This is a genomic window from Shimia sp. R11_0, from assembly GCF_017744035.1.
GTDB lineage: Bacteria > Pseudomonadota > Alphaproteobacteria > Rhodobacterales > Rhodobacteraceae > Shimia > Shimia marina.
In genome coordinates, this window is sequence record NZ_JAGHQY010000003.1 from 58,338 (window position 1) to 81,238 (window position 22,901).

23 protein-coding genes are annotated in these 22,901 nt (G+C 59.1%); 18 read left to right on the forward strand and 5 right to left on the reverse strand.

Annotated features, from left to right (window positions below):
* The first annotated feature begins 63 nt into the window (after positions 1-63).
* From betB to J7382_RS07245, 3 genes are all read left to right on the forward strand, one after another.
* Positions 64-1,515, forward strand: a complete 1,452-nt coding sequence (gene betB / locus J7382_RS07235) for a betaine-aldehyde dehydrogenase (RefSeq protein WP_209068413.1) — start codon at positions 64-66, stop codon at positions 1,513-1,515.
* A gap of 93 nt (positions 1,516-1,608) precedes the next feature.
* The gene (gene betA, locus J7382_RS07240) at positions 1,609-3,264 is read left to right on the forward strand and encodes a choline dehydrogenase (RefSeq protein ID WP_209068415.1); all 1,656 of its coding nucleotides are present in this window, start codon (positions 1,609-1,611) and stop codon (positions 3,262-3,264) included.
* Between the two features lie 94 nt (positions 3,265-3,358).
* Positions 3,359-3,598: a DUF465 domain-containing protein gene (locus J7382_RS07245; protein WP_209068418.1), complete on the forward strand. Its 240-nt coding sequence runs from the start codon at positions 3,359-3,361 to the stop codon at positions 3,596-3,598.
* Between the two features lie 127 nt (positions 3,599-3,725).
* Here J7382_RS07245 and J7382_RS07250 read toward each other — a convergent pair whose 3' ends face one another.
* The 3 genes from J7382_RS07250 to J7382_RS07260 form a co-directional block, all read right to left on the reverse strand.
* A complete protein-coding gene (locus J7382_RS07250) occupies positions 3,726-4,406 on the reverse strand; it encodes an outer membrane beta-barrel protein (RefSeq protein WP_209068419.1) in 681 nt (226 codons plus the stop codon).
* 258 nt (positions 4,407-4,664) lie between these two features.
* Complete coding sequence (locus J7382_RS07255; RefSeq protein WP_058240006.1) at positions 4,665-6,065, reverse strand: helix-turn-helix transcriptional regulator; 1,401 nt, start codon at positions 6,063-6,065, stop codon at positions 4,665-4,667.
* 79 nt (positions 6,066-6,144) lie between these two features.
* Positions 6,145-7,365: a multidrug effflux MFS transporter gene (locus J7382_RS07260; protein WP_209068421.1), complete on the reverse strand. Its 1,221-nt coding sequence runs from the start codon at positions 7,363-7,365 to the stop codon at positions 6,145-6,147.
* 242 nt (positions 7,366-7,607) lie between these two features.
* Here J7382_RS07260 and J7382_RS07265 point away from each other — a divergent pair, with 242 nt between their 5' ends.
* The 6 genes from J7382_RS07265 (at position 7,608) to J7382_RS07290 (ending at position 11,321) form a co-directional block, all read left to right on the forward strand.
* Positions 7,608-9,140: an acyl-CoA carboxylase subunit beta gene (locus tag J7382_RS07265; RefSeq protein WP_209068423.1), complete on the forward strand. Its 1,533-nt coding sequence runs from the start codon at positions 7,608-7,610 to the stop codon at positions 9,138-9,140.
* Positions 9,141-9,188: 48 nt separating this feature from the next.
* Positions 9,189-9,617, forward strand: coding sequence for a hypothetical protein (locus J7382_RS07270; protein WP_209068424.1), 429 nt, complete (start codon positions 9,189-9,191; stop codon positions 9,615-9,617).
* A 57-nt stretch (positions 9,618-9,674) separates the two neighbouring features.
* Positions 9,675-10,028, forward strand: coding sequence for a hypothetical protein (locus J7382_RS07275; RefSeq protein ID WP_209068425.1), 354 nt, complete (start codon positions 9,675-9,677; stop codon positions 10,026-10,028).
* Positions 10,029-10,030: 2 nt separating this feature from the next.
* Entirely contained in the window at positions 10,031-10,519 is a 489-nt protein-coding gene (locus J7382_RS20095; RefSeq protein ID WP_280638113.1) for a DUF6497 family protein, read from the forward strand.
* Positions 10,520-10,721: 202 nt separating this feature from the next.
* Positions 10,722-10,868 carry a hypothetical protein gene (locus J7382_RS07285; RefSeq protein ID WP_188128106.1) on the forward strand — a complete coding sequence of 49 codons (147 nt, stop codon included), beginning with the start codon at positions 10,722-10,724 and terminating at the stop codon, positions 10,866-10,868.
* 102 nt (positions 10,869-10,970) lie between these two features.
* Positions 10,971-11,321 (forward strand): hypothetical protein, encoded by a 351-nt coding sequence (locus J7382_RS07290; protein WP_209068428.1) that lies wholly within the window; start codon positions 10,971-10,973, stop codon positions 11,319-11,321.
* Positions 11,322-11,434: 113 nt separating this feature from the next.
* Here the strand turns inward: J7382_RS07290 and J7382_RS07295 are convergent, their stop codons facing one another.
* Positions 11,435-12,583, reverse strand: coding sequence for a DcaP family trimeric outer membrane transporter (locus J7382_RS07295; protein WP_209068429.1), 1,149 nt, complete (start codon positions 12,581-12,583; stop codon positions 11,435-11,437).
* Between the two features lie 611 nt (positions 12,584-13,194).
* Between J7382_RS07295 and J7382_RS07300 the strand changes: the two genes are divergently transcribed.
* Together J7382_RS07300 and J7382_RS07305 are read left to right on the forward strand one after the other, a co-directional pair.
* Positions 13,195-13,398: a hypothetical protein gene (locus tag J7382_RS07300; RefSeq protein WP_209068430.1), complete on the forward strand. Its 204-nt coding sequence runs from the start codon at positions 13,195-13,197 to the stop codon at positions 13,396-13,398.
* 172 nt (positions 13,399-13,570) lie between these two features.
* Entirely contained in the window at positions 13,571-15,598 is a 2,028-nt protein-coding gene (locus J7382_RS07305) for an acetyl/propionyl/methylcrotonyl-CoA carboxylase subunit alpha (protein WP_209068431.1), read from the forward strand.
* Positions 15,599-15,779: 181 nt separating this feature from the next.
* On the opposite strand, the gene J7382_RS07310 is transcribed toward J7382_RS07305, so the two are convergent.
* A complete protein-coding gene (locus tag J7382_RS07310) occupies positions 15,780-16,277 on the reverse strand; it encodes a DUF4174 domain-containing protein (RefSeq protein ID WP_209068432.1) in 498 nt (165 codons plus the stop codon).
* Between the two features lie 177 nt (positions 16,278-16,454).
* Here J7382_RS07310 and J7382_RS07315 point away from each other — a divergent pair, with 177 nt between their 5' ends.
* The 7 genes from J7382_RS07315 to J7382_RS07345 all read left to right on the forward strand — a co-directional run bounded on the left by J7382_RS07315 (position 16,455) and on the right by J7382_RS07345 (position 22,894).
* Positions 16,455-17,348: a hypothetical protein gene (locus J7382_RS07315; protein ID WP_209068433.1), complete on the forward strand. Its 894-nt coding sequence runs from the start codon at positions 16,455-16,457 to the stop codon at positions 17,346-17,348.
* Positions 17,349-17,360: 12 nt separating this feature from the next.
* A complete protein-coding gene (gene scpA, locus J7382_RS07320; protein ID WP_058240018.1) occupies positions 17,361-19,496 on the forward strand; it encodes a methylmalonyl-CoA mutase in 2,136 nt (711 codons plus the stop codon).
* 142 nt (positions 19,497-19,638) lie between these two features.
* Positions 19,639-20,244 (forward strand): VOC family protein, encoded by a 606-nt coding sequence (locus tag J7382_RS07325; protein ID WP_209068434.1) that lies wholly within the window; start codon positions 19,639-19,641, stop codon positions 20,242-20,244.
* A complete protein-coding gene (locus J7382_RS07330) occupies positions 20,244-20,720 on the forward strand; it encodes a GNAT family N-acetyltransferase (RefSeq protein WP_209068435.1) in 477 nt (158 codons plus the stop codon). Before J7382_RS07325 ends, J7382_RS07330 begins: the two co-directional genes overlap by 1 nt.
* 42 nt (positions 20,721-20,762) lie before the next feature.
* Positions 20,763-21,440: a TerB family tellurite resistance protein gene (locus J7382_RS07335; protein WP_058240020.1), complete on the forward strand. Its 678-nt coding sequence runs from the start codon at positions 20,763-20,765 to the stop codon at positions 21,438-21,440.
* A gap of 3 nt (positions 21,441-21,443) precedes the next feature.
* The gene (locus J7382_RS07340) at positions 21,444-22,469 is read left to right on the forward strand and encodes an endonuclease/exonuclease/phosphatase family protein (protein WP_209068436.1); all 1,026 of its coding nucleotides are present in this window, start codon (positions 21,444-21,446) and stop codon (positions 22,467-22,469) included.
* A gap of 26 nt (positions 22,470-22,495) precedes the next feature.
* Complete coding sequence (locus tag J7382_RS07345) at positions 22,496-22,894, forward strand: hypothetical protein (RefSeq protein WP_209068437.1); 399 nt, start codon at positions 22,496-22,498, stop codon at positions 22,892-22,894.
* The last annotated feature ends 7 nt before the right edge of the window (positions 22,895-22,901 follow it).

Genomic DNA, 22,901 nt, shown 5'->3' on the forward strand with positions numbered 1-22,901 from the left:
TGCTAGTCTGCCTCTCAAATTGAGATTCCGTGCCTTGAGCGCGGGCGAAAAAAGGAACGCGCCATGCAATTGCAACCGACGGCCAGTCACTTCATCAACGGCGCCTATGTGGAAGACACCGCAGGGGCGCAAATTGACATCATCTACCCGGCCACAGGCGCGGTGATCGGCAAGGTGCATGCGGCAACGCCAGCGATTGTGGAGCAGGCTCTGGAAAGCGCCAGAGCAGGTCAGAAGATCTGGGCGGCGATGACGGGGCGGGAGCGTGGCCGCATCATGACCCGGGCGGCAGCCATGATCATGGAGCGCAACCATGAGCTTTCCGTGCTTGAGACCTATGACACCGGCAAGCCTTATCAGGAGACCAGCGTCGCGGATGCCACCAGCGGGGCTGACGCGCTGGAATATTTCGGCGGTCTTGCGGGCAGCCTGACCGGGGAACATATCCCGCTGGGCGAAGACTGGGTCTATACGGTGCGCGAGCCGCTGGGGGTTTGTGTGGGCATCGGGGCCTGGAATTACCCGACGCAGATTGCCTGCTGGAAAGGCGCGCCTGCGCTGGCGTGCGGCAATGCGATGGTGTTCAAACCTTCGGAAACCACACCGATGTGTGCCTTGAAAGTGGCGGAGATCCTGCATGAGGCCGGTGTGCCTGCCGGGGTCTACAATGTCATTCAGGGGATGGGAGACGTGGGGGCCGCGCTGGTCAATGATCCGCGTGTGGACAAGGTGAGCCTGACCGGATCTGTGCCCACCGGCAAAAAGGTCTATGCGGCGGCGGCGAGCCATATGAAACATGTGACCATGGAGCTTGGCGGGAAATCTCCGCTGATCATCTTTGACGATGCGGATGTGGAGAACGCCGTGGGCGGGGCCATTTTGGGCAATTTCTACAGCTCTGGTCAGATCTGCTCCAACGGCACACGGGTGTTTGTGCAAAAAGGCATTAAGGAAAAGTTCCTGGCGCGGTTGGCCGAACGTCTGGGCACGGCGGTGATTGGCGATCCGCTGGATGAGGCCACGAGCTTTGGACCGTTGGTCTCTGAGCGTCAGATGAACATCGTGCTGGGCTATATGGACAAAGGTGTGGAAGAGGGCGCGCGGCTGGTGTGCGGCGGCAAACGTGTGGCACGGGAGGGGTTCTATCTTGAGCCCACCGTCTTTGCAGATGTCACCGATGAGATGACCATTGCCCGTGAGGAGATTTTTGGCCCGATCATGTCGGTGCTGGATTTTGAGGACGAGGACGAGGTGATCGCCCGGGCCAATGACACGGAGTTTGGGCTTTCTGCTGGGGTGTTCACCGCCGATCTGTCGCGTGGTCATCGGGTGATTGGCAAGCTGGATGCAGGCAGCTGTTTCATCAACTCCTACAATGATGCGCCTGTGGAGGCCCCTTTTGGCGGGGTGAAAGCCTCCGGTGTGGGCCGCGAAAACAGCAAGGAAGCCATCAAGCACTACAGTCAGGTTAAGTCGGTCTATGTGCGCATGGGCGACGTGGAAGCGCCTTACTAACAACGCGCTTTTGCGGCGCTCCCGCCCACCCACCCCGCACCGCCAAAGCGCGTTGGGGTTGGGTGCTGGCGGCTCTGTCAGAGAAAGAAGATCATGCAGGCAGATTATGTGATTGTGGGCGCCGGTTCGGCCGGCTGCGCGATGGCCTATCGGTTGAGCGAGGCCGGGAAGTCGGTTTTGGTGATTGAGCATGGCGGCACGGATGCCGGCCCGCTCATTCAGATGCCTGCGGCGCTGAGCTATCCGATGAATATGCGCCTGTATGATTGGGGCTATAAATCTCAGCCGGAGCCGCATCTGGGTGGGCGGCGTCTGGTGTGTCCGCGCGGCAAGGTGATTGGCGGCTCCAGCTCCATTAACGGCATGGTCTATGTGCGCGGCCATGCGGGGGATTATGACCATTGGGCCGAGAGCGGCGCGGATGGCTGGTCTTATGCGGATGTGCTGCCCTATTTCAAGCGGATGGAGACCTGGCACGAAAGTGGTCAGGGGGGAGACCCGGATTGGCGTGGGAATGGTGGCCCGCTGCACATCTGCCGCGGCCCGCGCAACAACCCGCTGCATGCGGCATTTGTGGAGGCCGGACGTCAGGCAGGCTACCCTGTGACCGATGATTACAACGGGGAGCAGCAGGAGGGCTTTGGCCCAATGGAGATGACGGTCTACAAAGGCCGTCGCTGGTCTGCCGCAAATGCCTATCTCAAGCCCGCGCTCAAACGCCCCAATTGTACCCTGATCAAAGGTCTGGCCCGCAAGGTGGTGCTGGAAAATGGCCGTGCGGTGGGTGTGGAGATCGAACGCGGTGGCAAGGTGGAAGTGATCCGCGCCAACAGCGAGGTCATTCTGGCGGCCAGCTCGCTCAATTCGCCCAAGCTGCTCATGCTCTCTGGCATTGGGCCTGCGGCGCATTTGGCGGAACATGGCATTGAGGTGGTCGCAGATCGCAAAGGTGTGGGCCAGAACCTGCAGGATCACCTTGAGGTCTATATGCAGGTGGCCAGCAAACAGCCGATCACGCTGTACAAATACTGGAACCTTTTTGGCAAAGGCATGATTGGGGCGCAGTGGCTTTTCACCAAGAAAGGGCTTGGGGCCTCCAACCAGTTTGAAAGCGCCGCCTTTATCCGCTCCCGTCCGGGCATTTCTTATCCGGATATCCAGTATCACTTCCTGCCGATTGCCGTGCGCTATGATGGGCAGGCGGCTGCCGAAGGGCATGGGTTTCAGGCGCATGTGGGGCCGATGCGCTCGCCCTCACGGGGGGCGGTCACGCTGGCCTCCAACGATCCGAAAGCGGCCCCAAACATCTTCTTCAACTACATGTCCACTGAGCAGGACTGGGAAGATTTCCGCGCCTGTATCCGCCTGACGCGGGAGATCTTTGCGCAGGAGGCCTTTGCGCCTTATGTCAAGCATGAGATCCAGCCGGGCGCGGATTTGCAGAGCGATGATGAGATCGACAGCTTCATTCGCGAACATGCAGAGAGCGCCTATCACCCCTGTGGCACCTGTAAGATGGGGCGCGCGGATGACCCGATGGCGGTTGTGGACAGCGAATGTCGGGTGATCGGGGTTGAGGGCTTGCGGGTAGCGGACAGTTCGATCTTCCCGCGCATCACCAATGGCAACCTCAATGGGCCGTCGATCATGACCGGGGAAAAGGCCTCAGATCACATTCTGGGCCGTCGCCTGCCGTCGTCGAACGCGGCTCCGTGGTTTCATCCGGAGTGGGAAAATGCGCAGCGGTGATGCGCCTTTTATTCGGCGGATTTGATCGGAGTCAAAGTGGCGGCAAAACAGAGCGGGATAGGGTGTGTTCAAGCAAGACAAAAGGAGCGAACACATGTCCCATACCCCTCATGAGCTGGCCGAAGAATTCCCTGAATTCGTTGAGAAAATGAGCGAGCTGAAAGTCAGCGATGCACATTTTGCCAAGATGGCGGCAGAGTATCACGAGTTGAACCGCAAGGTGCACAATGCGGAGACCAATGTGGCCCCGCGCGAAGAGCTGGCGGAAGTGGATCTGCGCAAGCGGCGTGGCGTTCTCAAAGATGAGATCTACGCCTATCTGAAAGCCAATTAAGGCTTAGGGCACGCAAAAAACACGCCGCCAAGGGGACACTTGGCGGCGTGAAGTTGCATTTTCAGGCAGGCGGGGCGCTCAGGCCTGAAAACACCGAGGGAAAGACCCGGTCAGAGACCCGGACGTCTTAAAACTTGAAGCGCACCCCAAAATTCACAGATGTGTTGGAGATGTCGTCAGAGACACTTGCTGTGGTGCCATTGGGGGCGGTGCGGGTGCCGGTGACGTCAAAGCTGCGGGCGTAGCGCACATCCCCAAAGAGCGACGTGGTGTCGTTGAGCGCATAAGAGGTGCCCGCGATCAGCTGTGCGGTAAAGGCTTCGTCATCACCACGGATGGTGACGTTGTTGTTGGCGCCATAGACCACGTCTTGATCAATGAAGCCCACGCCGATACCGCCGCCCACATAGGGGGTGAATTTGCTGTTGGTTTCAAAATCCACGATGGCATTGGCCATCAGGAAGGTGGAGCTGATGTCGCCGCCCGGGTTGGCTTCGGCCCCTGCGCCATTGCCGGAGAAGTCCACGGCGTCGATGTCGTTGGAGCGATAGGAGAGTTCGATCTCACCGCGCAGGGAGGCACCGTTGCCGATGCTGCCAAAGCCGCGCCCAACGGAGATGCCGAGGTTCAGGTCTTCGTCAAAGTCGGTGGCAACAGTATTCGGGTTGCCGCCGATATTGCCTGCGAATGTGGCGTCATCGGCATAGGAATACCCAAGGAAGCCCTGCACGTACCAGTCTTCGGCAAAGGCAGGGGCGGCGAGGACGGCGGAGGCGATGAGTGTGGCGCTGAGGAGGGTGTGTTTCATGAGGGATGGCCTTGTGTGATAGGTTGCGTTTAATGTTGTTCGCAACCCACCACGCGGGCCGAGCGATGTCATTTCACAAGGACAAAAGACATCGTGTGGCCCTGTCAGTGAATAAAAAAGCACAGACAGGCGTTAGGATTTTAAGTTTTTGTTTTAATTCGATTTAATTTATCGTGCGCCCGTCAGATGGGCTCACATCGCGCGCAGGGGGGCTTATCTGTTGCAAAAAACCTCACGCAAAGCGGAGCGGGTGTGAGCCTAGCCAACATCATAGGGCAGCACGTCACGGGTGTTTTCATTAATGGTCAGGCGGCGTTCCAGGGGCGGCACGGAGCGTTGGTGGCAATGGGTGCGCTCGCAGATGCGGCAGGAGATGCCGATGGGTTCAAAGGCCTGCGGATTGTCCAGCTCCATATGGTCGGCATAAACCAGAGCGTCGGCATGGCGGATTTCGCAGCCCAGAGCGATCGCATAGCGGCGCACCGGGGCGCCGAAATGGCCGCCTGATTTGGACACATCTCGCGCGAGGGAAATATAGCGGACACCGTCCGGGGTTTCGGCCAGTTGGCGCAGGAAGCGGCCCGGCGTTTCAAAGGCGCGGTGCACGTTCCAGAGCGGGCAGGCCCCGCCAAAGCGGGCAAATTGCAGGCGGGTGGCAGAGTGACGTTTGGTGATGGTGCCGGCCTGATCTACGCGCACAAAGAAGAAGGGGATCCCTTTGTTGCCGGGGCGTTGCAGGGTGGACAGGCGGTGGGCGACCTGTTCGATGGAGGCCCCAAAGCGATTGGAGAGCAGCTCCAGATCATGACGGGTTTCCCGGGCCGCTTCCAGAAAGGTCATGTAAGGCATGAGCGCGGCGCCTGCGAAATAATTGGCGAGGCCAATTTTTGCGATGGCCCGCGCGGCATCAGATTGAAAGCGGGCGAAATCCAGTGTGGCTTCCAGGAGTTTGCCATGTTGCAGTAGAGCAACCTGCAGGAGGAGCTGAAAGGTCTGGGTTTCCGGCTGTGCATAGCGCGAGATTTGGAGGCGCTGGGTTTCGGCATCAAAGATGCGGAGTTGCTCGATGTCGGTGAAGGCCACGGCGATGCCCGTGTCATGCAGGCTGGCGACGGCGGCGGCGCGGATGCCGCCATGGTCGATGGCCTGCTGGGCAAAGCGCTCGGCGGCATGATCGACCGCGTCAATGTAGTTGTCACAATAGTGGAAGAAGTCGCGCACCTCGTCCCAGGGGCTGGCCTGCATCTGAACGTCTTGCCGCCCAAGCGCCTCGTCCAGCGATGCGAGCCGTTCATGTGTCTGGCGGTAGGCGCGGTGCAGCTCCAGAAAGGCGCGGGCCAGTGCCGGGGCATTGGAGGCCGTCAGGCGCAGATCGGCCAGCGGTGCGGAGGTGTCTGCCAAGACCGGATCGGCAAGGGCTTCGCGCATGTCAGAGACCAGACGCTCGCTGTCGCCGGTGCTCAGCTCTGTGACATCGAGGCCAAATTCCTGTGCCAAGGCGAGTACAACCGTGGTGGAGACCGGGCGGTTGTTGTTCTCCATCTGGTTCAGGTAGGGCAGGGAGACCCCGAGCTTTTGGGCAAAGTCTTTTTGCGTCAGTGTCAGCCGCGTGCGGATTTCGCGCAGCTTGGCGCCTGCGTAGAGTTTCTGCGTGGGCATGGCTGTCCTCTCGGTTGCATAGCTGCAAAGATAGCTTTGCAAACTGCTGGAGGCCAGAGCAAGAATGCGGGCCGGTGCGTTACAGGCCCAGCATCTTCTCGCGGCGGATCACCATGGCAATGGCCGTGACCCCCAAAACGGAGGTGGCCAGCATCAGCCAGAGCAGAGGGAAGGCCCCGGTTTCGGTGGTGAGCAATGCGCCGGCCAGTGCGGAGAGGGCCGCACCGCCGCCAATCATGATGGCACCAGAGAGTCCGGCAGCTGTGCCAGCGAGATGAGGGCGCACGGACAGGGCGCCGGCGGTGGCATTGGGGATGGCGAGGCCATTGCCTATGCCGACAAAAGTCATAAAGCCGAAGAAAATGTCTGCAGATCCGAGACCGGTTGCAAACAGGGAGAGGGATGCCGCAACGCCCAGCCCGCAGATGGTACAGCCGGTGAGCACCATATTGTTTACGCCAAATCGGGCAGAATAGCGCCCGGACAGGAAGTTGCCGATGAAGTATCCGACGGCGGGGGCGCCAAAGTAGACGCCCATTTTGGTTGCGCTCATGCCGAAAAATTCGGTGGCCACAAAGGGGGCGCCGCCGAGGTATGCAAAGAAGGCTCCGGAGGTGAAGCAATTGGCCAGAGAGTAACCCCAGAAGCGTGGGGAGGTCAGCAGCTCGGGGTATTCCCGAAACTGTTGCGGCAGTGTGAGGCCGGATGAGGTTTTTGTTTCGCCCAGATCGCGGTAGGTGATCCAGAAGATGGCGAGCCCCAGTAAAAAGAGCATCCAGAAGCTGGCCTGCCAGCCAAAGGTCGCATCCAGCAAGCCGCCAAGCGCGGGGCCGATCATGGGCACCACGGTCATGCCCATGGTGACATAGCCGATCATGGAGGCGGCCTGATCTGTGGGCACCATATCGCGCACCACGGCGCGTGACAGCACCATGGCGACGACCACGGCGGCCTGTAGCATGCGGAAGGTCAGAAAGATGGCGGCATTGGGCGCGTAGATGCAGCCAAGGGTCGCCAGCAGGAAAATCGCCATTCCGCTCAGGATCACCGGGCGGCGGCCAAATTTGTCAGAGATCGGGCCAACGACGATCTGAAGCACCGCATTCACAGCGAGATAAACCGCGATGGACAGCTGCATGACGCCATAGTCTGTGTCAAAGTAGGCCGTCATGGAGGGCAGGCTGGGCAGGAAAATATTCATGCATAACGCAGAGACCCCTGCCAGCAGGATCAATGTGAAGATATTTGGTGGCGACCGGCGGTCCAGAAACTGACCCCGTGGCGATGTTTGTGAGCTCATGGCGTAAGAGGTAGGAGGCGGCGGGCGGAATGTCCATCGACAAGATTAAACTGTGAAGTATTTGCTAATTTGCAATTCGCAACCCCTTTATTCTGTTCGGTTTGCAAATTTGCTTAATAAGTCTTTTGCCGAGTCGGTCTGGCCCCTATGATAATTCAAAATCCGCCTAATTCGGGGGCATTTGCGCCTTAGGTGGGGGAAGAGATCAACGAGAGATCATAGAGAGATCACGGGGAACCGCCATGAAAGACATTTTGGAACAGTTGGAAGAACGCCGCGAGATTGCCCGTTTGGGGGGTGGTCAGCGCCGCATTGACAGTCAGCACGCCAAGGGCAAGCTGACGGCGCGTGAGCGGATCGAGCTGTTGCTGGATGAAGGCAGCTTTGAAGAGTTTGACATGTTCAAAACACACCGCTGCACCGAATTCGGCATGGAGCAGGAGAAGCCTGCAGGTGATGGTGTGATCACGGGCTGGGGTACGATCAATGGTCGTGTTGTTTATGTGTTCTCTCAGGACTTTACCGTGTTTGGTGGCTCTCTGTCTGAGACCCACGCCCAGAAGATTTGCAAAATTCAGGACATGGCGATCCAGAACGGCGCGCCCATCATTGGTCTGAATGACTCCGGCGGTGCGCGTATTCAGGAGGGTGTGGACTCTCTGGCGGGTTATGCCGAAGTGTTCCAGCGCAACATCATGGCCTCGGGCGTGGTGCCGCAGATTTCCGTGATCATGGGCCCGTGCGCCGGTGGTGCGGTGTATTCGCCCGCGATGACCGACTTCATCTTTATGGTCAAAGACACCTCCTACATGTTTGTGACCGGTCCTGACGTTGTAAAAACCGTGACCAATGAGGTTGTGACCGCCGAGGAGTTGGGGGGGGCGTCTACGCATACCAAGAAGTCCTCTGTGGCAGATGGGGCGTTTGAAAACGATGTTGAGGCGCTGGCCGAAGTGCGCCGTCTGATCGACTTCCTGCCGCTCAGTAACCGTGAAAAGCCGCCCGTGCGCCCGTTCTTCGATGAGCCGGGCCGGATTGAGAAAAGCCTCGACACGCTGATCCCTGAGAACCCGAACACGCCTTATGACATGAAAGAGCTGATCACCAAGGTGGCAGACGAGGGCGATTTCTACGAAATTCAGGAAGATTACGCCAAGAACATCATCACCGGTTTCATCCGTCTGGAAGGGCAGACTGTGGGGGTTGTGGCCAACCAGCCGATGGTGCTGGCGGGCTGTCTGGATATCGACAGCTCCCGCAAAGCGGCACGGTTTGTGCGCTTCTGTGATTGTTTTGAAATTCCGATCCTGACGCTTGTGGATGTTCCGGGCTTCCTGCCGGGCACCTCACAAGAATATGGTGGCGTGATCAAACACGGTGCGAAGCTGCTGTTTGCCTATGGTGAAGCAACCGTGCCGAAGGTGACTGTGATCACCCGTAAGGCCTATGGTGGGGCCTATGACGTGATGGCCTCCAAGCACCTGCGCGGTGATTTCAACTACGCCTGGCCAACTGCGGAGATTGCGGTGATGGGCGCGAAAGGCGCAACCGAGATTATTCACCGTGCGGATCTGAATGATGCGGAGAAGATTGCGGCGCACACCAAAGATTATGAAGACCGGTTTGCAACGCCATTTGTGGCGGCAGAGCGGGGCTTTATCGACGAGGTGATCATGCCGCAGAGCACACGCAAACGCGTGAGCCGTGCCTTTGCGTCATTGCGCAACAAGAAGCTCGAAAACCCGTGGAAGAAGCACGACAACATTCCGCTGTGATGTCATAAGGTTGGATTCGTTAGGAATTCAACACAAGGAAAAGTTGAAATGCGTTTTGCTTCTCTCGCACTTTGCGCCATGATTGCGCTTCCGGCAGCGGCCCACAGCCAAAGTTGTCGTGGCGATAAGGCTTTTGATTTGGGCGGCGGTGTCAAAGGCTGCGTCGTCACCATTGAAAAAAGTGCGATTACAACAACGCTCTCGCGGGATGACGGGGCGAGCTCGTCATCCCGGCGCGTGGTGCAGCCTATGGCTGCTGCCGTCATGACTGGCCCAGTCCCGGCCAATCGCGGCCAAGTCAAAAAACAGATGATGGCGATGTGCAAATTTGTACAAGCGGATGTTGCTTCCACTTTTGCAGGCACCAAGTACAATCGTATCATTCTGGTGATGGATTGGCGTGAGGCCGGGGGTGAGCTGCAGAGCGGCTTCTCTTCCGCCAAATGCAAAGGGTTTCGGTTCTTTGGCACATCCTGACGTCATAGGTCTGATGCCATGGGTCGTGGCGGATACCACGTGGACGGAAGTGTCCACGTGAGCCGCAGCCGGTGGCATATCTTGCGTGAGGGCAATGCACTCATCATGACGCGGCGGTTGCCGGTGCGTTGGGATGTTGAGGCGGAGACCACGCTGCCGGATGGTGGCCTGTTGCGGACAGCGCAGCAGGTGCGCCAAGACATGTGGCGGGCCTTGCAGGATCTGCGCGGCTTTGCGCCGATTGTCGAGGTGCGCCGGTCTGGTGGGCAACTACATCTGCGCGCCGGAGGTGCGGTGGATGGGAAGCTGGCCCAAGCCCATGTGGAAACGGTGATTTCTGAGCTTCTGAGCTGTTCAGATCGGCGGGCACGCTGGTGCCGTCATGCGCAACACAGAAAGGTTGTGGCATGATGATGCAGCCTGAAAATGCGCGGTTTGATCAAAAAACTCCTGCTGAGTGCACAATTTTTGGAGCTTTTACGAAAAATCTGTGCAAGCCTGCGACTCACGTTGCAGTTTCCGCCGCGTTAGGAGGGGCCCTTTCGGGCGCGGCCACGGCTGGGGTTTTGGAGGAGACCCCGGCCGTGCCCTCGGGCAACGAGATCCATCTTCAGGAAATGCTGTTTGAAACCCGTGCCGATGACACACGTGTGGCGCGGTTCCGCTATGTGATGCCCCTCATGCGTCAGGGGATCGACTTTACCGAGATTGAGGAAGATTTCTTTCACCTGTGCATCGGCGTCGCAGTGCCTTATTTGGCTGTTTCTGAAGAAACAGTCGATCAGGTGATCATATCCATGGCGGACAGAGAAACAGACTTTGGTGTGACAACACATCTCGCAAAGCAATATTTTGAAGCATTCAGCGTGCAAGATGGCACCTGCATCTGGGAGGGTTTCTGATGACACCACTAGATGTTGTCTCCGCATGCGCACCCGCGGAGCGCAATGCGGCTTTGCAGTCACATCAGGTCAACTTGGGCCTGTATCTGTATCTTTTTGCAGAACAAACCCCTATCCTGCGCCCATGTCACAGTTCTGTGGCACAGAGGCAGGCAGGGTCAACGCGCCCTGCTTCACGTCAAAACAATAAGTGGAGAAACAGATGTCCAAGAGCATCAAGACATTCCTCGCGGTTGGCCTGGTGGCCGTGGTTGCCGCATGCGGTCAAAGCGCCCCAGTTGAAGAATACGTTGTGGTCGACCCAGAGCCGATCTCTTCCGAGCCAACCTACACCGGCAAATACAAGTAAGGCGCTTTGCCTCACTGGTTCTAAGACCGGCGGGCAGGCTTTGCGGCCTGTTCGCATTTCACACGGCGCAGCGCCCCTCCCAACCAACGAAGGAGGCGTGGCATGCTAAAGCACCGTGGCTTCCCCGGACGTCTTCCGGGCACAGATTTTCAATTCACCATTCGTCGCGCCAACCCCCGTGGGGTGACAGCGATCACGCGCCGTGAGCGGTTCAAGGATCGCAAGCCAGCGGATCGCCGGGCTGATATCGCCTTCATGCAGGCCCTGTGGGAGCATTTTGGAGATCAGCCTTTTGAGCGTGGCAATCTGGATGCCGGGCGGCTGAGCTGGCTCTTCGGGCGCGAAGTGATCGCAGCGGAAGAGGATTTTGATCCTGAAAGCTATGACGCGCTTCTGGTGATTGATGAAGCGGTGGCGCGGGCGTCCTTCCCGGATGCGTTCGAGGATTTCTGATGGTGCACACGGGCGCATATGACATGGCGACCGCCTTGGGCGTGGCCCCACCCGCAGAACTCTGCGGGCAGGGCCATGGCTTTGGTGCGTTGTGCGATGATCTGCGCCCGGCGTCAGAAGTTCAGCTGAACCGCCAGTTGAATGCGGTCGGCATCAAACGTCTGTCCGGTGTTCACATCGTTGCGTTCACCGATGAAGTATTCTGCGCTCAGCGTCAGATCGTCGGTGACTTTGTAGAACGCGTTGAGATGGAGCGATTCCAGATCCGTGAAGGCCAGGGCACCGGTGCTGGTGGCGAGGTCGTATTCCTCCCGACCATAGGCAATGCCGACGTTCCAGCGGTCGCCAATGTCCTGACGGAATTCCAGCGTGTAGCCGGTGACATCATTGGCGCGCCCACCAACAGCTGCGCTGCCCCCCCCGTTCAGGATGGAACCGAGCGCTTCACCGTCCACATAGGTGGCCTGAAACAAGCCGCCTTCCCACGGGCGCACGGCGCCGGAGAGGGTGAAGCCGCTCTGGTCGATGTCGGTGTTGCCGACAAGCACGCTTCCGGTGAGGGCCGCGACGCGCGCTGTGAAGAGATCGGTGTCATAAGACAGGGCCGAGGTGAAGGTCGGGTCATTGGACGCGGCGTTGTTTTCTTCGATCGAGGCGCTGAAGGTCAGGTTATCCCAGCTGTGGGTGTATCTGATCTGCGGGACGCGGGCGAAGGAGATGCCGACCGGGCCGGTGAATTCCACTGTGGTGGGGAACTGTCCGATGGGCATGAAGTTGGTCCAGTCCTGACCAATCAACCAGTGATCGCCAATCTGAACGCTGGCATGGCGCAGGCGCAGTTCCGCGGTGCCGTTGGAGCCAAACAGGTCCAGTTCGAGGCGACCGGAGACCGTGCCGATACCGGTTTCCGTGCTGGTGCGGAAGCCCAGTCGCGACTGGCGTGCGGTGGCGCCAAAGCTGCCATCGGTGGCATTGGTGGGTTCGCCAATGGCGCTGACGGAGGCAGAGTCGCCTTGGCGGAAGTCATTTTCATAGAAGAAGTCGGACTTCAGGTAGCCGTAGATGTCGACGCTGGTGCCACCGACATTAAAGTCGCCGCTGCCTGTGCTGCGCGGTTCGCTGCCGGCCTCAAGAGCTTCTACACGGGCGCGCAGAGCGTCCAGCTCGGCTTGCGCCCCTTGATCCTGTGCCTGCGCCACAGTGCCTGTGGCAGCTATGGCCAAAGTGGCGACAGTCAAGAGGTGATGTCTGGTTATACTCATTTGGCGGGTCCTTTCCGTGACGTGCTACACCTCATGGGTTTCACGGCTTTGCGCATTGGCGAAATGACGTCACCGAGAGGGCGCGTGAGCCAAAACGCCCTGCTTTGTGATTGGGATGTGAAATGGGGGTCTTGCGCGGGACTTACCTTGGGTAAGTCGTTGGAATTCCACGCCACGTATCTGTTTGATCAAAGTGATCATCAGGGTCTTGAAATTACACTTGTGTACCAATCGGTTCCTAATTTTCGCGGGTTTGTGATGGTCGGTGAGCGCCACGCGGCGCAGATCTGTCTGCGTACCGTCGGCAGGAAGTCGCCTTGGGTGGAACAGATTGGGCAAAATGCGGCCTATGGTGGCACCGCGCGGCAAATGCCGCTTTGGATTCAGCATTTTGATGGCAGTATCCAATTCATGGGGCTGTGCTTTTTACCTCGCGGTCCCCGTAACAGTGTATTCCGTTACCCTTCCCCTGACGGGCGGTTCCTGTGTGTCCCTATGGAACCGTCCGATTTTTTCCTGAAGTCCCGTTTTGTGGTGGCTGAGGTCTGTGGTACGGAATGCGCGGTAGCAACAGCGGACAAGAGATCCGCGTCATCATCGGAAACAGGCACATGCGTATCAAAGCAACACTCATCGGACTTTTTGCTCTCTCAACACTTGCCGCCTGCGGCGACACCTTTGGTGAGCAAGCGCTCATCGGTGCAGGTGCGGGCACCGCAACGGCAGCAGTCGTTGGCGGTAACCTCGCAGCGGGCGCCGTTGTCGGCAGCGCGGCCAATGTGGTCTACTGCAAAGAGTTCCCTGAAAAGTGCTAATTCTGTCGCGGCGCGCCCTCTGCATGCGGGCCTGCGTTGTGATCTAACCCCTCTGGCCGCAGCGCGTCCAGACCCGAAAACGAAGCCATCCCTCCGCGCGCGCGGACGGGTGGCTTTTTTATTGCCAAACCAGACCGCACTTGCGGCCTGACAAGACCAGAAGGACGAGACGATGTTCGATAAGATCCTGATTGCCAACCGGGGCGAGATTGCCTGTCGCGTGATCAAATCTGCCCGTAAGATGGGCATCAAGACGGTGGCGATTTACTCTGACGCCGACAAGCAGGCGCTGCATGTGCAGATGGCGGATGAAGCGGTGCATATTGGCCCGCCCCCTGCGAACCAATCCTACATCGTGATCGACAAAGTCATGGATGCCATCAAGAAGACCGGCGCGCAGGCGGTGCATCCGGGCTATGGTTTCCTGTCTGAAAACGCGAAATTTGCCGAAGCGCTGGAAGCGGCTGGCGTGGCCTTCATCGGCCCCCCTAAAGGCGCAATTGAGGCGATGGGGGACAAGATTACCTCCAAAAAGATCGCACAGGACGCCAATGTGTCTACCGTGCCGGGCTATATGGGCCTGATCGAGGACGCGGATGAGGCCGTGAAAATCTCCAACGAGATTGGCTATCCGGTGATGATCAAAGCCTCCGCTGGTGGCGGTGGTAAAGGCATGCGGATTGCGTGGAACGATGAAGAAGCACGTGAGGGTTTCCAATCGTCCAAGAACGAAGCGGCCAACAGCTTTGGTGACGACCGTATCTTCATCGAGAAATTCGTGACCCAGCCGCGTCACATTGAAATTCAGGTGCTGTGTGATGCGCATGGCAACGGTGTGTATCTGGGCGAGCGCGAATGCTCGATCCAGCGCCGGAACCAGAAAGTTGTGGAAGAGGCACCAAGCCCGTTCCTTGATGAAGCCACCCGTAAGGCGATGGGTGAGCAATCTGTCGCGCTGGCGAAGGCGGTGGGCTATGCCTCTGCCGGGACCGTGGAGTTCATCGTGGATGGCGAGAAGAACTTCTACTTCCTTGAGATGAACACCCGTCTGCAGGTGGAACACCCTGTGACCGAGCTGATCACCGGTGTTGATCTGGTGGAGCAGATGATCCGCGTCGCTAATGGCGAGCCGCTGAGCATCACGCAGGACGATGTGAAGCTTCAGGGCTGGGCGATTGAGAACCGTCTCTATGCGGAAGACCCTTATCGTAACTTCCTGCCCTCCATTGGCCGTCTGACCCGTTACCGCCCACCAGCGGAGACCAAAGCCTACACCCCAGGCACCCAACCCGGCGATGCGGGCGATGAGGTCGTGCGCAATGATACTGGCGTCTATGAAGGCGGCGAGATCAGCATGTATTATGACCCGATGATCGCCAAGCTCTGCACATGGGCGCCGACCCGTGATGCGGCGATTGAAGCGATGCGCGTGGCGCTGGACAGCTTTGAGGTGGAAGGCATTGGCCACAACCTGCCGTTCCTGTCGGCGGTGATGGATCACCCGATCTTCATCAAAGGCGATATGACCACAGCCTTCATTGAAGAGCAGTATCCGGAAGGCTTTGACGGTGTGGAGCTGCCAGAGGCGCAACTCAAGCGCGTGGCGGCTGCTGCGGCGGCGATGTACCGCGTGGCGGAGATCCGTCGCACCCGTGTGTCGGGCCGCATGGACAACCACGAGCGCCGTGTGGGCAAGAAATGGGTTGTCTCTCTGCAGGGGCAGGAATTTGCCGTGAAGGTGAAGGCCGATAAGGATGGCTCTACCGTCAAGTTTGAAGATGGCAGCAAGCTGCGTGTGGCCTCTGACTGGACACCGGGTGATCAGCTTGCTGAGGTCGATGTGGATGGCCGTCTGGTGCTGAAGGTTGGCAAAATCTCCGGGGGGTTCCGTTTGCGCACCCGTGGTGCAGATCTGAAAGTGCATGTGCGCACACCGCGTCAGGCTGAGCTTGCCAAGCTGATGCCAGAGAAGCTGCCGCCAGATACCTCCAAGATGCTGCTCTGCCCAATGCCGGGTCTGATCGTAAAGGTCGACGTGGAAGTTGGGGATGAGGTGCAGGAAGGTCAGGCGCTGTGTACGGTGGAAGCCATGAAGATGGAAAACATCCTGCGGGCCGAGAAAACCACTGTTGTGACCAAGATCAACGCAGCCGCGGGCGACAGTCTCGCCGTGGATGATGTGATCATGGAATTTGAGTGATCCTCTGATCACGACCAGACCCGGCGTACGCGCCGGGTCTGCGCCACGTGCTGTGGCGAGACAGTTTTAAGAAAGAAACAATGCGCGCCTCACTGACCCATATGACCCACGCTGTACTGGCAGCCCCATCCGGGAGGGGGCTGCGGGTCTGTGGTGCGTTTGATGGTGAGGGCCGTAGGGCTCAGGGCTGTCGTCGGTCGCGGATTTCCTGTTGGCGCAGTGGGTTTTTGTCGATGCTGGCGGAGATTTCGCGCACCGACCATGGGGCCGGTTTGCGCAGGTACACGACGCCGTCTTTGCCCATCAGCGCCAGCATGAAGCCACGCGGGCGTAGCTTTTTGCGCATGGCGGATTTGGCGGCAGGATCGGTGTCGGTGAGCACCACCACATCGCGTGTGCGCAGCGCATCGGGGAAGGCTTCGATCAGGTCCATCTGTTGCACAAAGCGCGGATCGCGCTCTGTGTCGGCAAACACGACCACAAGCCGGTTGCGCCAGAGATATTCATCTACGTCAACATTGAGACCAGATTGTATTAATTCGGACGTATTTTCCGGTGCTGCTGCGATGCTCTCAGAGGCCGGATTTGCCCCTGTATCGGGGGCGGTTTCGATGGTCTGCGCGAGGCTGCCTGAGGCGGCGAGAAAGGCTGTCAGAACAAGGGGTAAGCGGTGTTTCATCATCTCTCCTGTTGTGACCAATATAAGCCCCTTGTCAGACAATACGATCCCCTTTGGCAAAGTGGGTCAAATTTTAACGTCGGTTAACAGCATATCCATGGGTGTTAAGACATGATGGCGGCCTCTGCATATCCGGCCGCCCCTGCGGGTTTGGCCTTACGAAAGGTGCGCGCAGCCATGGACGTCATCCTACATGTCGGAAGCCATCTGTCTGGGGTTTCCACTCTCGCAAGCTATCTCAACCGCAATCGCAAGTTTCTGCGGTCGCGTGGGACGGCGGTCTGGACATCAGAGATCACCCGCAAGGGTCTGTTTGACGGGCTCACCCTGAAATCAGGTCTGGACGGTGTTGATCGGCGCCGTGCGCGTGGGGCAGGGCGGGTGCAATTGCGCTGTGCTTTGCTGGAGCGGGAGCGGGCCAAGGAGCTTCTGGTGCTGGATCCGGTGATGCTGGGCAGCATGGAGAACAATCTGGTCAGTGAGCGGCTCTACCCGGCGGCGGGGGAGCGCGTGGCGCGTATGGTGCATGCCTTTGGCGGGCGTGTGAAACGCGTCATTCTGGGCATTCGGGCGCTGGAAGACTATTGGGGCGGTGCCTTAGCGCATGGGCTGCAAAAAGGAGCGACCGTGCCTAGTGAGGCCACATTGGACCGTCTGGTCACCCAGCCGCGCAGTTGGCGCAAGGTGGTGATGGATGTGGCCTGTGCCGCGCCGGAGGCCGAAGTGCTGGTGGTGCCTTTTGAGCGCTTGGGGCACCGGCCGCAGTCCATTGTAGGCTATGCGGTGGGGGGGCGCTTTGCGCCGCCGACCAACTTCCGCTTGAGCGGGCTGGCGCAGGTTCCGAAACTGCCGGAATTGCGCGATGTGCTCTGCGACCGCGGCGAAACCACGGATGTTTTGCCGCAGGGTATGGACCGCTGGCATCCCTTTGGGGGCTTGCAGGTCGACATTTTAAGAGAGATTTACGTTGAGGATCTGGCTTGGCTGCGCGCCGGGGCGGATGGTTTGGCGTATCTGATAGAAGACAGCGCGTCAGAGCAACATGGCCCGGCCAGTCGGTTCGGCGCTTAGCAATACATGAGGATGACATCGATGACGGATACCAAGAAATGGGCCGAATTGGCGGAGAAAGAACTTCGTGGAAAGCCGCTGGACGATCTGAACTGGGACACGCTGGAAGGGATCAAGGTCAAGCCTCTCTATACGGCTGAGGACACACAGGATCTGCCGCATGTGGGCACAATTCCGGGGTTTGCACCGTTCACACGGGGCGTGAAGGCGACGATGTATGCCGGGCGTCCCTGGACCATTCGCCAATATGCCGGCTTCTCCACTGCGGAAGAATCCAACGCCTTTTACCGCAAGAACCTTGCCGCCGGTCAGCAGGGCGTCTCTGTGGCCTTCGATCTGGCGACGCACCGTGGTTATGACAGTGACCACGAACGTGTTGTGGGCGACGTAGGCAAGGCCGGTGTTGCGATCGACAGCGTTGAGGATATGAAAATCCTGTTTGACGGTATTCCGCTCGATAAGGTTTCTGTCTCAATGACCATGAACGGCGCGGTGATCCCGATCCTTGCGAGTTTCATCGTTGCGGGTGAGGAACAAGGCCATGACAAGGCGCTGCTGGCTGGCACCATTCAGAACGACATTCTGAAAGAATTCATGGTGCGCAACACCTATATCTATCCGCCAGAGCCGAGCATGCGGATCATTTCGGACATCATCGAATACACGTCGAATGAGATGCCGAAGTTCAACTCGATCTCGATCTCCGGCTACCACATGCAGGAAGCGGGCGCGAACCTCGTGCAGGAGCTGGCCTATACCATCGCGGATGGGCGTGAATATGTGCGTGCTGCGATCAACGCGGGCATGGACGTGGACAAATTTGCCGGTCGTCTGTCGTTCTTCTTTGCCATCGGCATGAACTTCTTCATGGAGGCAGCAAAACTGCGTGCAGCGCGGACGCTGTGGTTCCGTGTGATGGAAGAGTTTGGGGCAAAATCCGAGCGCTCCAAAATGCTGCGCACCCACTGTCAGACCTCTGGCGTGTCTTTGCAGGAACAAGATCCCTATAACAACGTGATCCGCACCGCCTATGAGGCGATGTCGGCCGTGTTGGGCGGCACGCAGTCGTTGCACACCAACGCGCTGGATGAGGCGATTGCGCTGCCCACCGAATTTTCGGCCCGTATCGCGCGTAACACGCAGATCATTTTGCAGGAAGAAACCGGTGTGACCAATGTGGTCGACCCGCTGGCAGGCTCCTATTACGTGGAAAGCCTGACCGAAGAGCTGATCGAAAAAGCCTGGGCGCTGATCCAAGAGGTTGAGGAAATGGGGGGCATGACCAAGGCTGTGGCCTCTGGCATGCCGAAACTGCGGATCGAGGAATCGGCGGCTAAACGTCAGGCGATGATCGACCGCGGCGAAGAGGTGATTGTGGGTGTGAACAAGCACCGCCTTGCGGAAGAAGACCCGATCGACATTTTGGATGTGGACAATGTGGCTGTACGTGAAAGCCAGATTGCCCGTCTGAAGCAGATCCGCGAAACACGGGATGAGGCGGCCTGCACAGCCGCATTGGAGGCACTGACCACAGGCGCCAAAGAAGGCGGCAACCTGCTGGCACTGGCGGTTGAAGCTGCCCGCGCCCGCGCAACCGTTGGGGAAATCAGCATGGCAATGGAGAAGGAATTCGGCCGTCACCGCGCCGAAGTGAAGACCCTCGCAGGCGTTTACGGCGCAGCCTATGAAGGCGACGAAGGCTTTGCCGCGATCCAGAAATCCATCGAAGACTTCGCCGAAGAGGAGGGCCGCCGCCCACGTCTTCTGGTGGTGAAGATGGGGCAGGATGGTCACGACCGTGGGGCCAAAGTGATCGCAACCGCCTTTGCCGACATCGGTTTTGATGTGGACGTTGGTCCGCTGTTCCAGACCCCAGCTGAGGCGGCGCAGGATGCGGTGGACAACGATGTACATGTCGTCGGTATCTCGTCTCAGGCGGCGGGACACAAGACGCTGGCGCCGCAGCTGATTGAGGCGCTCAAAGAGAAGGACGCGGAAGACATCATCGTGATCTGCGGTGGGGTGATCCCGCAGCAGGATTACGACTTCCTCAAAGAGGCAGGTGTGAAGGCGATCTTTGGTCCGGGCACCAATATTCCAGAAGCGGCGCAGAATATTCTGCAACTGATCCGCGAAGCACGCAGCTGAGGCATCTTGTGGTAAGGCTGGGGGCTGTCTGCCCCCATACCCCCGAGGATATTTCGATCAAGAGGAAGGGGCGCGCAGGCGTCCCTTTTGCGTTGCGCCGCTGAGGGCTTTGCGGTTTGCTGCCCAAAAACAGGAGAGCGCGATGTTGCAACTGGATCATTTGGCCGTAGCTGGCGAAACGCTGGCAGAGGCGGTGGCGCATGTCGAGGCGGCGCTGGGGGTGGCGATGGGCCCCGGTGGGGAACATGCGCATTTTGGCACGCATAACCAGTTGATTGGCCTTTCAGACGGGCTCTATCTGGAAGCCATTGCGATCAATCCGGCGGCGGAGGTTTTACCCTATCGACGGTGGTTCGATCTGGATCGATTGTCTGGCGCGCCGCGCCTTGGCAATTGGATTTGTCGCAGTGATGATCTGGAGGCGGATTTGGCCCGGCTGGATGTGGAGGCTGGACGGCCTGTCGCGCTGACGCGGGCAGATCTGAGGTGGCGCATGGCGGTGCCTGAGAGTGGGGTACTGCCCTATGACAATTGTTTCCCGGCGCTTATGCAGTGGGATGTGGCGGTGACGCCGGCAGAGCTTCTTGCATCCTCTGGGGTGACATTGAAACGCCTGGAGGTGGCCCATCCGGAGGCAGAGCAGCTGCGCGCGGCTGTGGGGCTGGGCGATGCCCGCGTGGCATTTGTCACCGGCGTGCCAGCCCTGCGGGCCAGTTTTGACACGCCACATGGCGTGCGGGTTCTGTGATGGATGTGCGGCTGGCCACGCCCGATGATGCCGAGGCCATTGCCGCCATTTGGAACGCAGAGATTCGCAGCGGTGTGAGCACTTTCACGACAGTGGAAAAAACGCCGCAAGATGTGGAGCGCGCCATAAAGAGCGCGGAGGTGTTTCTGGTGGCAGCGCAGGGCGCGGCTGTGCTTGGATTTGGCACCTATGGGGCGTTTCGCGGTGGGCCCGGATATAGCGCCACGGTGGAGCATACGGTGTACCTGACGAAGGGCGCGCGGGGATGCGGGCTGGGGCGTCGGCTGATGGAGCGGCTGGAGACGGTGGCGCGTGCGCAGGGACATCATGTGATGGTGGCCGCGGTGGGGAGTGAAAACGCCGCAGGGGTTGCCTTTCACAAAACGCTTGGTTTTCAGCAGGTTGGCTGTCTGCCGCAGGTGGGGCGCAAGTTTGATCGCTGGATGGATCTCATCTTGTTGCAAAAAATGCTGTGACGCAGCACTGGTCATTCTGGCGCGAGACGGTAATGTGAGCCCATGTCGATCTGGTCCCGCATATCTCAAGCGCTCTCTGCCCTCAGTCAGGGAGAGTCGCTGTCCACTGTTTTTGATCATCTGCGCGCGCCGCCGGAACGCTCTGTGGCTTTCACCATTGCGGTGATTGCGCTGGGTGCGAAGATGGCCAAGGCGGATGGTCTGGTGACGCGCGATGAGGTGACGGCCTTTCGGGAGGTGTTTCAGATTGCGCCGCGCGATGAGGCCAATGCCGCCAAAGTCTTCAATATGGCGCGTCAGGATGTGGCCGGATTTGAGGAATATGCCAGCCGGATTGCCGGGATGTTTGGCGCGGTGCATGGGCGGCCTGATGACCTTATGGAAGGGTTGTTTCACATTGCGGTGGCGGATGGGGAGTATCATCCCAACGAAGATGCGTTTCTGACCCGTGTGGCGGAAATCCTCGGCATGCATGAGCTGTGTTTCAAAGCCATGCGGGCGCGGTTTGTGGCCGATGCGGAGCCGGATCCTTACCGGGTGTTGGGCGTGGAGCCTGACACGCCAATTGACGAGATCCGCAAAGCCTGGCGGGCTTTGGTGCGAGAGACACACCCTGACAGCATGATTGCGCGCGGGGTGCCGGAAGAGGCGGTGAAATTGGCCGAAAAGCGCATGATTGATATCAACCGCGCCTGGGAACAGATCAACGAGGCGGCCTGAGCCATGCGGATTGCCACTTATAACGTGGAGTGGTTTTCCAGCCTGTTTGATGATGACAACGTGCTTTTGGAAGATGCGGGGCCTTCTGGTCGCAAGGGGGTGAGCCGTGCGCAGCAGAGCGCGGCGCTGGGCCATGTGTTTGGCGCGCTGGATGCGGATGCCATCATGGTGGTCGAGGCCCCAGATCAGGGGCGCAGGCGCGATACGGTTCTGGGGCTTGAGCGCTTTGCCCGCCGCTTTGGCCTGCGCGCCCACCGGGCCCTAATGGGATTTGCCAACAGCACGCAGCAGGAGATTGCCCTGCTGTATGATCCGGCGCTGCTGACCGTTGAGCATGACCCCGGTGGGGTGCCTTCTGGCCCGGACGGGGCCACGGGTGCGCCGAGGTTTGATGGTGTGCTGCGGATTGATCTGGATGTGGATGCCAAGGAAGATCATGTGGTGTTTTCCAAGCCACCGCTGGAGCTGTCCGTACAAACAGAGGCAGGGCGCAGGCTGCGCATGATTGGCGCGCATCTGAAATCCAAGGCACCACATGGCGCGCGCAGCCGGGATGATGTGATGCGGATTTCCATTGCCAACCGGCGCAAGCAACTGGCGCAGGCGATCTGGCTCCGGCGGCGCATTGAGGCGTCACTGGCAGCGGGTGAGGATGTCATGCTGCTGGGTGATCTCAATGACGGTCCGGGACTGGATGCGTTTGAAGATCTGTTTGGGCGCTCTTCTGTGGAAATTCTGATGGGCACCAATGGGGGCGCGCGCATGTATGATCCCCATGCGGAAGCGGCGTTGCGCCACAAGCTTGCGGCCCAGCCCACAACCGCGCGGTTTCATATCGAGAGTGAGGGGCGGTATCTGAATGCGTTGCTGGACTATGTGATGGTTTCTGACGGGCTGCGGTTGGCAAATCCACGCTGGCGCATTTGGCATCCGTTTGAGGATCAGGCATGTTGGCAGCAGGCGGATCTGAGGCAGGCCTTGTTGACGGCGTCAGATCATTTTCCGGTGGTTCTGGATATTGATATGTGACGTATGAGGATGCGGGAGGTGCCGTGATGCGACATTTGAACATTTTGGCTCTGATGGCGGCAGTTGCAATGCCGGTGACGGTGGCCACTGCACAGGAGAGTGCGGAGGGGCGCAGCCTGATGGAAGAGGGCATGCGCCTGTTCTTTGAGGGCTTACAGGAGGAAATGGCGCCGACGCTGGAAGGGTTGCAGGGGCTGATGCTGGAGATCGGGCCGGAGGTGCAGAGCTTTCTGGCGGAGATGGGCCCGAAACTTGGGGCGGTGATGTCCAAAGTGGACGACTGGAGCCAGTATCAGGCACCTGAGATTTTGCCCAATGGGGATATTCTGATCCGCAAAAAGCCGGAGGAGAGCGCCCCTGAGGCACCAGAGCAGGGGCCTCAGGACAGCCACAAAGACAGCGACGCCCCTAGCGTGGAGCTGTGAGCGGCGC